General features: G+C 45.5%; 13 protein-coding genes. 7 read left to right on the forward strand and 6 right to left on the reverse strand.

Features of this window, described 5'->3' with window-relative positions; translation table 11 throughout:
- Window positions 1-10 precede the first annotated feature (10 nt).
- On the forward strand, window positions 11-754 hold the full coding sequence (gene mtgA, locus ICN43_RS02380) for a monofunctional biosynthetic peptidoglycan transglycosylase (protein WP_216197019.1): 744 nt from the start codon (window positions 11-13) through the stop codon (window positions 752-754).
- Here the strand turns inward: mtgA and pyrF are convergent.
- Window positions 751-1,602, reverse strand: coding sequence for an orotidine-5'-phosphate decarboxylase (pyrF, locus tag ICN43_RS02385; protein WP_216197020.1), 852 nt, complete (start codon window positions 1,600-1,602; stop codon window positions 751-753). The genes mtgA and pyrF overlap by 4 nt on opposite strands.
- A gap of 74 nt (window positions 1,603-1,676) precedes the next feature.
- Here pyrF and corA point away from each other — a divergent pair, with 74 nt between their 5' ends.
- Complete coding sequence (gene corA, locus ICN43_RS02390) at window positions 1,677-2,648, forward strand: magnesium/cobalt transporter CorA (RefSeq protein WP_216197021.1); 972 nt, start codon at window positions 1,677-1,679, stop codon at window positions 2,646-2,648.
- A 4-nt stretch (window positions 2,649-2,652) separates the two neighbouring features.
- Here the strand turns inward: corA and ICN43_RS02395 are convergent, their stop codons facing one another.
- Genes ICN43_RS02395 through thiL form a run of 3 tightly spaced genes read right to left on the reverse strand, consistent with a single transcriptional unit; the run spans window position 2,653 to window position 4,774 of the window.
- Window positions 2,653-3,177 carry a CinA family protein gene (locus tag ICN43_RS02395; protein ID WP_216197022.1) on the reverse strand — a complete coding sequence of 175 codons (525 nt, stop codon included), beginning with the start codon at window positions 3,175-3,177 and terminating at the stop codon, window positions 2,653-2,655.
- Window positions 3,174-3,755: a phosphatidylglycerophosphatase A gene (locus tag ICN43_RS02400; protein WP_216197023.1), complete on the reverse strand. Its 582-nt coding sequence runs from the start codon at window positions 3,753-3,755 to the stop codon at window positions 3,174-3,176. The genes ICN43_RS02395 and ICN43_RS02400 overlap by 4 nt, the downstream gene beginning before the upstream one ends.
- Window positions 3,752-4,774 (reverse strand): thiamine-phosphate kinase, encoded by a 1,023-nt coding sequence (thiL, locus tag ICN43_RS02405; RefSeq protein ID WP_216197024.1) that lies wholly within the window; start codon window positions 4,772-4,774, stop codon window positions 3,752-3,754. Before thiL ends, ICN43_RS02400 begins: the two co-directional genes overlap by 4 nt.
- A gap of 71 nt (window positions 4,775-4,845) precedes the next feature.
- Here thiL and ICN43_RS02410 point away from each other — a divergent pair, with 71 nt between their 5' ends.
- The gene (locus ICN43_RS02410; RefSeq protein WP_255533387.1) at window positions 4,846-7,185 is read left to right on the forward strand and encodes an NADP-dependent malic enzyme; all 2,340 of its coding nucleotides are present in this window, start codon (window positions 4,846-4,848) and stop codon (window positions 7,183-7,185) included.
- A gap of 135 nt (window positions 7,186-7,320) precedes the next feature.
- Window positions 7,321-7,941, forward strand: coding sequence for a barstar family protein (locus ICN43_RS02415; RefSeq protein ID WP_216197025.1), 621 nt, complete (start codon window positions 7,321-7,323; stop codon window positions 7,939-7,941).
- Between the two features lie 42 nt (window positions 7,942-7,983).
- On the opposite strand, the gene ICN43_RS02420 is transcribed toward ICN43_RS02415, so the two are convergent.
- Window positions 7,984-8,745, reverse strand: a complete 762-nt coding sequence (locus tag ICN43_RS02420; protein ID WP_216197026.1) for a 16S rRNA (uracil(1498)-N(3))-methyltransferase — start codon at window positions 8,743-8,745, stop codon at window positions 7,984-7,986.
- Window positions 8,746-8,788: 43 nt separating this feature from the next.
- Between ICN43_RS02420 and tkt the strand changes: the two genes are divergently transcribed.
- On the forward strand, window positions 8,789-10,792 hold the full coding sequence (tkt, locus tag ICN43_RS02425; RefSeq protein ID WP_223146564.1) for a transketolase: 2,004 nt from the start codon (window positions 8,789-8,791) through the stop codon (window positions 10,790-10,792).
- A 47-nt stretch (window positions 10,793-10,839) separates the two neighbouring features.
- On the forward strand, window positions 10,840-11,868 hold the full coding sequence (gene gap, locus ICN43_RS02430) for a type I glyceraldehyde-3-phosphate dehydrogenase (protein WP_216197028.1): 1,029 nt from the start codon (window positions 10,840-10,842) through the stop codon (window positions 11,866-11,868).
- A 104-nt stretch (window positions 11,869-11,972) separates the two neighbouring features.
- Here gap and fur read toward each other — a convergent pair whose 3' ends face one another.
- Complete coding sequence (fur, locus tag ICN43_RS02435) at window positions 11,973-12,431, reverse strand: ferric iron uptake transcriptional regulator (RefSeq protein WP_216199846.1); 459 nt, start codon at window positions 12,429-12,431, stop codon at window positions 11,973-11,975.
- 43 nt (window positions 12,432-12,474) lie between these two features.
- Here fur and ICN43_RS02440 point away from each other — a divergent pair, with 43 nt between their 5' ends.
- On the forward strand, window positions 12,475-13,074 hold the full coding sequence (locus ICN43_RS02440) for an outer membrane protein assembly factor BamE (protein WP_255533388.1): 600 nt from the start codon (window positions 12,475-12,477) through the stop codon (window positions 13,072-13,074).
- Window position 13,075: the final 1 nt, after the last annotated feature.

A 13,075-nucleotide genomic window follows, 5' to 3' on the forward strand; every position in this document is an offset into this window, starting at 1 on the left:
CTTAGCTTTGATGCGCTGGCTTTATTACCTTCTGAAATGTTTGCTAGGCGGTTTTGTTGCTATGCAAATTTACTTTGTTATTCAGATAGGATTGTGGGTAGCGCTTGATCCAAGCAGCACTGCATTTCAGCGGGCTGAACGTTGGAGATTGTGTGGCTTAAATTGGTCATGTCCAGTGCAATCATCCTGGGTTCCGTATGACAAAATCTCGGTCAATCTCAAGCGTGCTGTTTTGGTAAGTGAAGATGACATCTTTTTTCAGCATATGGGTGTCCGGGTTCAAGATATGAAGAAAGCTTGGACTAAAAACGCCCAAATCATGCAACAGGGTAGCGCTAAATCCAAAACTGCTTTGCGTGGCGGCTCTACGATTACGCAGCAGTTAGCAAAAAACCTTTTTCTTTCTTCTGAGCAAAATTATTTTCGAAAAGCTCAGGAGCTCATCATTACTGGCCTACTTGAGATGATGTTATCCAAGCAGCGTCTTTATGAGATTTATCTAAATTCAGTAGAGTGGGGAGAAGGCATCTTTGGTATTGGTGCTGCCTCTCAGCATTACTATGGAGTTAAGCCGGCATTGCTGAATCGAGAGCAGGCTGCTTCACTAGCCTCAGCATTGCCAGCGCCGAAGTGCTTCGATAAAGTGAAGTATTGCCGTAAGGCTAATATTCATTTCCCTACGCGACAAGATTTTATTTTGGGAAATATGGATAGAGTGGCTTTGGCACCCGACCCAAAACCCAAAATCCGTTAGTTTTGTTTATCTGCCGCAGCTCTTAATGCATCTCTAGTGGCGATCGCTACTTTTCTAGCTGCCTCAGCAAAATCATTACCAGAGCTGGCGTATAGGATTGCTCTAGAGGAGTTAATCACCATTCCTCTGCCGGGCTCATTTGGAATGCTCCCTGCTTTTACGGTTGTATCAATATCGCCACCTTGAGCGCCAATGCCTGGGATAAGCAATGGCATCTCGCCCACAATTGCTCTTACCTTAGTAATTTCCTCTGGGAAGGTTGCCCCGACTACTAGACTGATCTGTCCAGAGGAATTCCACTGTTCTGCTGCCAGCCTGGCGAGATGCAGGTAAAGTGGCTCGCCATTGGGCGATACATTCAAAAACTGAAGATCAGAGCCTCCTGGATTAGAGGTGCGGCATAAAACAATCACACCTTTGCCAGGATGCTTTAAGAAGGGTTCGATAGTGTCAAAGCCCATATAGGGGTTCACAGTCACTGCATCTGCACCATAACGCTCAAAAGCCTCTAGGGCGTAGTGGTCAGCCGTACTGCCGATATCCCCACGCTTCGAGTCTAAGATGACGGGAACATGAGGGTATTTATCTTTAAGGTAACTAGTGAGCTTTTCTAGCTGAGCTTCTGCTCGTTGGGAGGCAAAGTAGGCGAACTGGGGTTTAAAGGCGCAGGCCGTATCCGCAGTTGCATCAGCGATCTCACGGCAGAACTCAAAAATTCCCTCAGGTTTGCCCTGAAATACGGCGGGCAAGCGCTTCGGATCTGGATCAAAACCCACACACAACATGCTGCCTTGGGAAGCCCATGCAGACTGGAGTTGCTGGGTAAAGGTGTTTGGGCTGGGGTTCATTGGGATTAAGCTTATTTTAGTGAAACTGTCATGAGCCATAGGATAAACTAGCAACCATTCTTTAGGAGTTCACCATGATCAACTTGTTCGTCCTGCAAAATGGCCGCCTCTCTCAAGAGCAAGTGGAAGATCGCAATGAATTGTTGCAATACTCTAACCCTATCTGGATCGACGTAGTTGACCCTGAAGAGGAAGAGCTTATCTGGATTAAAGAGGCCTTTGGCGTACTTTTGCCCGAATTGGATGATTTGGGCGACTTAGAGGCTTCTGCCCGTTATTTCGAGGCTGATGACGGCCATCTGCATATTCGTACTGATTTCTTGTTGGATGAAGAAGAAACCTCTCGTAACGTGCGAGTCGCTTTCGTGATGACTAAGCAAGTTTTATTCTCGATTCATGATGAGGATTTACCGGTGTTCCGCTTGGTACGTTTGCGTGCCCGTTTGCGCCCTGGCTCAGTGAGTAACGCCAAAGACGTTTTACTCGACTTGTATTCCACCGACGCTGAATATTCTGCAGATGCTTTGGAAGAGGTTTATGAAAATCTCGAGCTAGCAGGTAAGCGCGTCTTGCAAGATGAAATTACCGATAACGATGCAGAAGAAGTGCTCGAAACAATTGCTAAGGAAGAAGATACGAACGGACGTATTCGTCGTAATGTGATGGATACCCGCCGTGCATTGTCTTTCCTAATGCGTAGCAAATTATTGTCTGATGAGCAGCAAGAAGAAGCTCGTCAGATTTTGCGAGATATTGATTCACTAGAAAACCATACCGCTTTCTTGTTCGATAAGATCAACTTCTTGATGGATGCGACAGTTGGTTTTATTAACTTGAACCAAAGTAAGATCATCAAGATCTTCTCGGTGGTATCGGTTGCCTTAATGCCGCCAACTTTGTTGGCGAGCGTATGGGGCATGAACTTCCGCTACATGCCGGAGTTAGAGCAAACTTGGGGTTATCCAGTTGCCATCATCTCCATGGTGATTTCTGCAATGATTCCATTGGGCTACTTCCGCCACAAAGGTTGGTTAAGCTCCCGCTAATTCACTAGGTGTTTTTGGGTTTAAGCAATTCCAAAAATTGAGAGAGCGCAAAATCACGCGCTTGATTCCGCACTATTTGACGGTTACCGTTGAAGTGTTTTGTTAGCGTGACAATATTAACAATATCATCTCCAACACTCTCTTTAACTGCCCAACCGAAGCAGACAGTTCCAACCGGTTTTTCTGGTGAACCACCTGTTGGACCAGCAATACCAGTTATAGAAATAGCGACATTGACATTGGCATTGCGTAGCGCCCCCTCAGCCATTGCTTTGGCAACTTGCTCGCTTACTGCGCCAAAAGATTCGATTGTTTCTGCTGGAACGTTTAAGCATTCCGATTTTGCCGCATTGCTATAGGTAATATAGCCTCGCTCTAGCCAATTACTTGAGCCTGCCAAGTCCGTCAGGGTTGCACAGACAAGGCCACCAGTGCAGGATTCAGCCAAGGCAATTTTCCAGCCTCGGTTCATCAGAGTCTGTGCAACAGCCCTCGCGATTTCATGTTGAGGATCAGTATTATTTTTCATGAGAAATATCTCAGTCCAATTTGTACAAGTGCGATTGTGAGAAGCGTAAAAAATGCGGCAGCCAAATCATCGGCAATGATTCCGAAACCACGCCAGAATATTAAGCCCTTACTTGATGGAGAGGCATCCTCACCACCTTCTAAATGTTTAAAGTGCCTATCAATCATTCCTATAGGCCCCGGTTTTATGGCATCAAAAAATCGGAATAGCGCAAATGCCAAAATCTGTACCCATAAGTTGCTTGGCATGATAAAAACCAGCACGAGCCAGAAGGCGATCACCTCATCCCACACAATTCCGCCAAAATCTTTTTTCCCTAACTCTTCGCTGACTTGTCCACAGATCCAGCAACCCATTGGGATTCCTACGCCAATGATCCATAGCCATGCTTCGGTGGGTAGAAAATAATCGCCTAATAAGAATGCAGCCCAAGCCCATAATGTTCCTGCGGTACCGGGAGCAAATGGCACTAAACCACTGCCTAAGCCGAAGGCCAGGGCGCGGGTCGGTTTTTTAAAAACCCAACTAAAGTTAGGAAGGTTCGCTTCCTTAGATGGGTTATTGGATTTAGTGTTCATGCAAAGTGATCAAAAGATTTCAGCAGCTGATGTGCCTCATCTGTATTTAAAGTCTTTCCTGCACTATTAATAATGAGGATTTCAGGGGCAAGGTATTGCATGGGTTTGATGCTACCAATTTTCGTGAGCGGAAGATTCAAACTTGCACTAATTTTGGCAATCACATCTCGCTTACTAGTTGATGCTGTAAAGCAAAGTTCATAATCATCCCCGCCACTCGCTGCATATTGACTTTGAATTGCTTGCGATTGCTTGGCTAGGGTGGCTGATTTAGGAATCCGATCTAAAAAGATTTCAGCATCTTTTCCTGATTGTTTAAGGATATGCCTCAAGTCGCCTAACAGACCATCGGAGATGTCCAAGGCGGAGTTGGCAACACCCCTTAAGGCAATGCCTAAATTTACTCTAGGCGTGGGTTGGTGCATACGAACTTGAATATGCTCGAGCTCATCATTTGATAAGGTAATTTCATGACGCAGCGCAGCAAGAGTAAGTCTCGCATCACCAACCGTTCCTGAAACCCAAATATCATCTCCTGCCAATGCCCCTGATCTACGAATGGCTTTTTCTTTCGGGATATCTCCCAAAGCGGTGATACAAATATTGAGAGGGCCGGCAGTGGTATCGCCGCCAATTAGAGGGCAGCCATATTCATGTGCGATTGCAAATAAGCCCTTACTAAAAGCTGCTAACCATTGTGGATTTGACTCTGGTAGCGCTAGTGCCAGGGTAAAACCTATCGGTTTGGCGCCCATGGCTGCTAGGTCAGAGAGGTTTACGGCTAGCGCTTTCCAGCCCAGCCACTCTGGGTTGGCATCAGCAAAAAAGTGCCGCCCGCAGACCAACATGTCGCTCGTAACGGCAATTTCTTCAGTGCGGCCAGATTCTAGTAAGGCGCAGTCATCGCCTATCCCCAAATTCACTGCGCCTGGATTGTTGGCAAGCATGAGTTCTGACTGCGTTTTGAAGAAACGTTGGATCAGGTCAAATTCGCCAAGTGGGGTAGTTTGAGATTGCATACCCCATTTTATGGCTCTTAGGATCTTTCATGCGGAAGGAATAGAATTAGAAGCTTGAATACGTCTGATTGATGAGTGAACCGATGAGCAAACCAAGCAATAGCAGCAAAGAGCAACAAATAGCGGACTTAAGAGCGGCTGCCCTTCACTATCACGAATTTCCTGTGCCAGGAAAAATTGAAATTGCTCCAACAAAGCAGTTGACTAATCAGCGAGACTTGGCGCTTGCCTACACCCCTGGTGTTGCAGCGGCTTGTGAAGAAATCGTAAAAGATCCTGCAAATGCATTCCGTTATACAGCGCGAGGTAATTTAGTCGGTGTGATTACTAACGGTACCGCAGTATTAGGTTTGGGAAATATTGGACCATTGGCAAGTAAGCCAGTGATGGAGGGTAAAGCAGTTCTCTTTAAGAAATTTGCTGGCATCGATGTTTTCGATATTGAAGTCAATGAAAACGACCCAGAAAAATTAGTGGAAATTATTGCTGCGCTGGAGCCAACCTTTGGCGGTATCAATTTAGAGGATATTAAAGCGCCAGATTGTTTTGTTGTTGAGCGTAAGCTACAAGCGCGCATGAAAATTCCTGTCTTTCATGATGATCAACATGGAACAGCGATTGTGGTTGCCGCTGCGATTCTTAATGGCTTGAAAGTAGTTGGCAAAGATGTTGCGAATGTGAAGCTAGTTACTTCAGGCGCTGGTGCAGCTGCTCTAGCTTGCTTAGACCTGTTAGTCGACCTCGGCATTCCTCGTAAAAATATTTGGGTTACCGACCTGGCTGGTGTTGCTTACAAAGGCCGCAAGGAACTGATGGATCCTGAGAAGGAGCCATTCTGCCAGGAGACAGAATTACGTACGCTCGATCAAGCAATTGAAGGCGCAGATATTTTCTTAGGTCTTTCTGCTGGTGGTGTATTGAAGCAAAGCATGGTGATGAAGATGGCGCCTAAGCCATTGGTTTATGCCTTAGCAAATCCAACACCTGAGATTCTTCCTGAGGATGTCAAAGAAGTACGACCGGATGCTGTGATGGCTACAGGTCGGACTGATTATCCAAACCAAGTCAACAACGTACTGTGTTTCCCATTCATCTTTCGTGGGGCTTTAGACGTCGGCGCCACAACTATTACCCGTGGCATGGAAGTCGCAGCAGTTAGAGCTGTAGCGGAGTTAGCGCAAGCCGAGCAGAGCGAAGTAGTCACCTCTGTTTATGGTATTGAGAACCTTTCTTTTGGCCCAGATTATTTAATTCCGAAACCATTTGATCCACGCTTGATTACCGTAGTCGCACCTGCGGTTGCTAAGGCGGCGATGGATGATGGTGTTGCACTGCGTCCGATTAAAGACTTTGATGCTTACCGCAATCAATTACAACAGTTTGTGTACCACTCTGGCACTTTGATGAAGCCACTATTTAGCATTGCTAAACGTGTGCCTGCAGCTCAAAAACGCATTGTATTTGCTGAGGGTGAAGATGAGCGCGTATTACGTGCAGTACAAATTATTATTGATGAGCATCTAGCTTCACCCATTTTAATTGGTAGGCCGGCGGTAATTGAGCATCGTATTGGCAAATTTGGCTTGCGTATTAAAGCTGGTGAAGACTTTGAGATCGTGAATCCAGAGAGTGATTCACGCTTTCGAGACTTCTGGCAAACCTATTTAGCGCTGACTGAGCGTAAGGGTGTTACTGCCTCTTTTGCCAAGTTAGAAATGCGTCGCCGCAATACCTTGATTGGATCGGTCATGATTAGCAAAGGCATGGCTGATGGCATGATCTGTGGAACGGTCGGCAACTCTGCAACACATTTGAAATATATTGATGAGGTGATTGGTCACGAGCCTGGTGCCAATGTCTACGGGGCAATGTCTGGTTTGATTTTGCCGGGTCGCCAAGTATTTTTAGTGGATACTCATGTCAACATCGATCCAACTGCAGAACAGTTAGCTGAGTTGACATTGATGGCAGCGAGCGAGATGCGTAAATTAGGTTTAGAGCCTAAGGTTGCACTTCTGTCCCATTCCAACTTTGGTTCAAGCAGCGCTCCATCTGCAGTCAAAATGCGTGAAGTATTGGCTTTGATTCAAAAAGCTGATCCTGAATTAGAGGTGGATGGTGAGATGCATGGTGATAGCGCTTTGGATGCAAGCATTCGTGCTGGCGCAGTGACTTCGTCCCCATTGAAAGGCGATGCCAATTTATTGGTTCTGCCAAATATTGACGCCGCTAATATCTCTTATAACTTGTTAAAGACTGCTGCTGGAAATGGAATCGCAATCGGACCTTTGCTCTTAGGTGTTGCTAAGCCTATTCATATTCTGACGCCGGCAGCTACCGTGCGTCGTATTGTTAATGTGACTACTTTGGCGGTAGTTGAGGCAGCAAGTAATGCCAGGGGCGTGGCTTAAGAGGTAAATTAGACTTTTTTATGTTAGTTCGTAATTACTAACATAAATAATTATTATATAAATCAATGGTTTATATAAAATGTGCTGTAATTGGGCTTGATTTGATGGCGTGTTAAGGGTAACCTAGCACCCATCATGAATAATCGCTCTGAAAACGGCACTACAGTAGGCTTTGAAGAACACAGTCGAGCTGAAAGTTGGGATAGCAACGATCGACTTGAAACTGAGTCATCTGCTGCCAATATCTATGCCGAGGGTGGTTTATCTCGTTTACAAACCTATGCAGCAAATCAAGTTTCGGGGAAAAAAGTGACAGCTTCTTGGCGCGCCGCTTTGGCCGTTCGTGATGCCGGACCGCCGGCAATGTTGCGCAGTGTGCGCCCTAATATTGTTCAATCTATTCGTGCTTTCCGCACTCCTGACCTCCAGGAAGCTGCTACTGAGCTTGGCCAGCATTTCATTTACGCTAATTGTGCAAATGCAATGACCAAAGGCGAAGTTTTGGAGGCGATTGCAATTGCCTATACATTTACTAAGCAGCAGGCAAAGAATTTTGATCCTTTGCTGGATGCTTTGACAACAACAGTAGATAAGTCTGGCCCTCAGCCAGGTTTTGTAGTGGTGCTTGAAGGTTTGCCTTGCACACAGAAGTTTGACAAGGAAGCTCGTGAGACGCTGCTTGATGTATTCCGAGATGCAGTAGATTTCTGGTCTGAGCGTCGCACCCCGTACCGCGTCTTCTATTCTTTTGCCTAATTAGCAGTAACTGGTAAAGACTTAAAGCAGTATAAATCGCCTCTATTTGAGGCGATTTTGCATTTCTGGGCCCCAAATGCTGTGAACAGCGGTGATTGCCACAATTCCAGCTGTCTCGGTACGCAATACACGATCACCCAAAGAAACAAGTTGATAGCCAGTTGCTTGAGCCTGCGCCTCTTCTTCTGGGGAGTGACCACCTTCAGGTCCAATCATCAAGACGACATCTTGAGGCGGGGTATTAATAAGTACTGAATACAAGCTTTTATCGGTATCTGGGCTTAAAAGTAATTTAAGTGTGGCTTTTTGTGGCTTCTGTAGATAACTTTCAAAACTTTGTATGGGCTCAACTGTCGCTAAGACGGTACGATCACATTGCTCACATGCGGCCTGAACAATCCCTTCCCAATGCAAAAGGCGTTTTTGAGCCCGCTCAGCATCGCTGGAGCGCGTCAATTTAATGACTGAGCGTTCACATTGCAGTGGGGCAATAACCTGAGCACCAGTCTCTATGGCCTTTTCAATCACCCAATCCATCTTATCTCCCCCAGCAAGTCCTTGGGCCAGGGTGATGGCATAGGGGCTCTCACGATGGGTATCTTGGCGAATGTCACTTAGCAAGGCTTCCCCAGATTTATTGCTCAGGGAAAGCAGTTTTGCTTGGGCAACTTGGCCCTTACCATCAAAGATGGGGAAAAATTCGCCAACCTGAATGCGACGGACGCGCAAATGATGGGCGAGCTCTGGGGTGAGGGCATTTGGCTTTTGGTTTTCCCATGGCCCGGGAAGATAAAATTGAGGCATTACTGAAATATAGCTAATTAATTTCCTAGAGACCTAATTTACGATGTCAAACCTTCAAATTCGTATGGCAAACGCCATTCGTGCTTTATCCATGGATGCAGTTCAACAAGCCAATTCTGGACACCCTGGAATGCCTATGGGCATGGCTGATATTGCTGTCGGTCTTTGGAATGAGCATTTGCAACATAACCCAACTGATCCGCATTGGATGAATCGAGATCGTTTTGTTTTATCGAATGGCCATGGATCGATGTTGTTGTATTCACTTTTGCATCTCACGGGATATGACCTACCAATAAGTGAGTTAAAAAATTTCCGTCAATTACATAGTAAAACTCCTGGACATCCTGAGTATGGAATTACTCCTGGAGTAGAAACAACTACCGGCCCTCTCGGTCAGGGTATTTCAAACGCGGTTGGAATGGCGCTTGCAGAAAAATTATTAGCAGAAGAATTTAATCGTCCTGGACATGACATTGTTGATCACTACACCTATGTATTTTTAGGTGATGGCTGTTTGATGGAAGGTATTAGCCATGAAGTCTGTTCATTGGCCGGCACGCTGAAGTTAAATAAGTTAATTGCACTTTGGGATGACAACGGTATCTCAATTGATGGCAAAGTAGTTGCTTGGTTTAATGAAGATACGCCCAAGCGTTTTGAGGCGTATGGTTGGAATGTGATTCGTGATGTCGATGGTCATGATGCGGAGGCGATATCAAACGCCATTACTAAAGCCAAGAAAAGTGATAAGCCGACATTGATTTGCTGTGAGACTGCGATTGGTAAAGGCTCACCAAACATGGCTGGTAGCGATAAGGTGCATGGCTCCCCATTGGGTGCGACTGAAATAGCTGAAACACGGGTAGCAATGAACTGGCCATATGCACCGTTTGAAATTCCGAAAGATATCTACGAAGCATGGGACTTCAAGAAGCGCGGCCAAGCTGCTGAGCATGAATGGAATAAAAAATTTCAAGCTTATCGAAATAAATATCCAGAGTTGGCTTCAGAATTACAACGTCGTATGCAAGGTGACTTGTCTAAGGATTTTTCATCCACCTTAGAATCCTATCTCAAGGTCTGCCAAACAAAAGCTGAAATCATTGCTACTCGTAAGGCTAGTCAAAATGCGATTGAGGCATTAGCGCCTGCTTTGCCGGAGTTTATGGGGGGCTCTGCAGACTTAACCGGTTCCAACTTGACCAATTGGTCGACATGTCAAGCTGTACGTTCGAATCAATGGGGTAATCATATTAATTATGGTGTTCGTGAATTTGGTATGAGCGCCATCATGAATGGCATTGCTTTGCATGGCGGATATATTCCATTTGGCGGTACGTTCTTAACCTTTTCTGATTACAGTCGCAACGCATTGCGTATGGCCGCATTGATGAAGCTGCGCACCATCTTTGTGTTTACGCATGACTCTATTGGTTTGGGTGAGGATGGCCCCACACATCAATCCGTTGAACATATTGCCAGCTTACGCTTGATACCTAATTTGATGGTTTGGCGTCCATGCGATACCACTGAAAGTGCAGTGGCTTGGGGCTCTGCGATTCAGCGTAAGAACGGCCCTAGCGCCCTCATCTTTAGTCGTCAAAATTGCCCATTTGTTCCACGTAATGGTCAGCAAATTAAAGATATTGCTCGAGGGGGATATGTGTTGCGTGACCCCAAGCAATCCAAAATTGATGCAGTCATTATTGCTACTGGCTCCGAGATTGCTTTGGCATTGCAAACAGCAGAGCGTTTAGAGGCTGAAGGTTTTGGTATTCGTGTGGTATCGATGCCTTCGACTACAGTGTTCGACCAGCAGGATTCCACTTACAAAGCAAAAGTACTGCCTGCGGATATTCCGCGTATTGCTGTTGAGGCAGGTGTGACTGATTTTTGGTGGAAGTATGGTTGCGCAGCCGTTCATGGTGTTGATACCTTTGGTGAATCAGCTCCTGCACCAGCTCTTTATGAGTATTTCGGTTTGACTGTTAATCAAATTTCTAAAACAGTTAGTCAATGTATTGCAAAGAAACAGAAAAGATAAGAAGCCGAATCTTTCTTTAAGAATTTAATATTAGCAAGGGGAATGGAATGACAATTCGTGTCGCAATTAACGGTTATGGTCGTATTGGCCGCATGGTCTTACGCGCCTTGTATGAAGATCAAGTCAACGGCAAGCCTAGGCGGGATATCAAAATTGTTGCAATTAACGCAATGGGTGATATTGATATCAATGCACACCTGACGCAATATGATTCTGCACATGGTCGTTTTCCTGCTGAAGTCAAAGTAGATGGTGACTGTATGGTGGTGAACGGCGATCGTATCAAGATGTTTTCTACCCGCAATCCTTTGGAAACTCCTTGGGGTGAATTGGGTGTCGATTTAGTGCTTGAGTGCTCAGGTAAATTCACTTCAAAAGAAAAAGCTATGGTGCATATTTCTCAGGGTGCGAAGAAAGTCCTAATTTCCGCTCCGGGTGAAAAAGATGTGGATGCCACAATCGTTTACGGTGTGAACCAGCAAGTACTCAAGGCAAGTGACATAGTAGTTTCGAATGCAAGTTGCACAACAAACTGTTTAGCTCCATTAGTTAAACCCTTGCTAGATAAGATTGGTATCGATTCTGGTTTGATGACGACGATCCATGCCTTTACAAATGATCAGGTTTTGACTGACGTTTATCACAAGGATATGCGTCGAGCACGCTCTGCTGTGACCAGCATGATCCCTACCAAGACAGGCGCTGCAAAAGCGGTTGGTTTAGTGTTGCCAGCTTTAGCGGGACGCTTTGACGGTTTTGCAATGCGTGTGCCAGTAATTAACGTTTCTGTCGTAGATTTAACTTTTGCCGCCAGCCGTGCTACTAGTGTGGATGAGGTAAATTCCATTCTCAAAACAGCAAGCGAGGGTGAGTTGAAGGGTATTCTGGGTTTCAATACTTTGCCCTTAGTTTCCATCGACTTCAATCACGACCCGCGTCCAAGTATTTACGATGCTTCTCAGACTCGAGTGTCGGCTGATGGTAAGTTGGTCAAAGTTTTGGCTTGGTATGACAATGAGTGGGGTTATTCAGTCCAGATGCTCAATGCTGCTGAAGCCTTGATGGCTGTAAGGTAATGAATTATCGGGTTTGAGTGCTAAGTCCCTTAAATTCTTGTTTTACATGTAAAAAAGACCTCAATTGAGGTCTTTTTTCATTAACTGTGCCTATCTTTCTGAAATTAGGGCTTTGGTTTATTGCGGCAATTCTTCTTTTGACAGTGGCCATACATGGCTAAAGAATGCTCTTGAAGCTTAAAACCTAGGTTTTTGGCAATATCGCGCTGCCTTTTCTCAATCGCTTCATCAACAAACTCTTCAACATGGCCGCAATCTAGGCATACCAGGTGATCATGGTGTTGGCCCTCATTGAGTTCATAAATGGCTCTACCATCACCCTTGCTAGATTCAAAATGGCTACGGAGCAATAAACCCGCTTGTTCAAACTGGGTTAAAACCCTATAAACCGTGGCCAAGCCGATCTCCTTATCATCCTTTGCTAGGGCCATAAAGACATCTTCGGCACTAAAGTGGGTGCCACCATTTTGATGAAAAAAGTCCAAGATTTTCATGCGCGGTCCGGTCGCCTTGAGGCCAATGTCGCGTAAATCTGCTGGTGTCGGATTTTGGTTCATATTCATGGGTTTGGGAGCTAAAATCAATGTCTTAATGATACGGCCTGCCATGCAAAATTGCCTTCAACTGTTTACCCGTCTATTGAACCCTATTTTTGAGGTTCTTCGCCCTCTTTGTTCGGGTCTAATCATTGCTATTGTCGGCGTCTTCATGATTACAGCCGGCTGCACCAGTGCTGTAGATGATACTCAGCGCGCTTGGATGAATAAAGTCTTTCAGCCTTATGTCCCAGATGTTGTTCAGGGAAACTTTATTTCTAGCGAGCAATATACCAAATTACAACTTGGCCAAAGTCGCGAACAAGTTCGCCAAATTTTAGGCACACCATTGCTTGCGAGTTATTTCCATGCCAATCGCTGGGACTATGTTTTTGAGTTTAAGCGCGCTGGCCAGCAAATGAGTAAGGAACGTCGCGTAACCGTATTTTTTGATGGCGATAAATTGGTTAAATTTCAAGGTGATGCCCTGCCTACTGAGGTTGAACTAGTTGCTGAGATCGATGGCTATGCAAAATCAAAGCGCTCGTTTTGGGATGTGATGACCGGATCTAATAAGCCTCCAGTAACGCCACCTTTACAGCAACCCGAGTTACTAGTCCCTAGTCCAACTAATAATTTACCTGCTGCTACGCCTGTCAGCATCAAATAAA

Origin of the sequence: Polynucleobacter sp. UK-Mo-2m-Kol15 (genome assembly GCF_018881505.1) — a bacterium.
Lineage (GTDB): Bacteria > Pseudomonadota > Gammaproteobacteria > Burkholderiales > Burkholderiaceae > Polynucleobacter.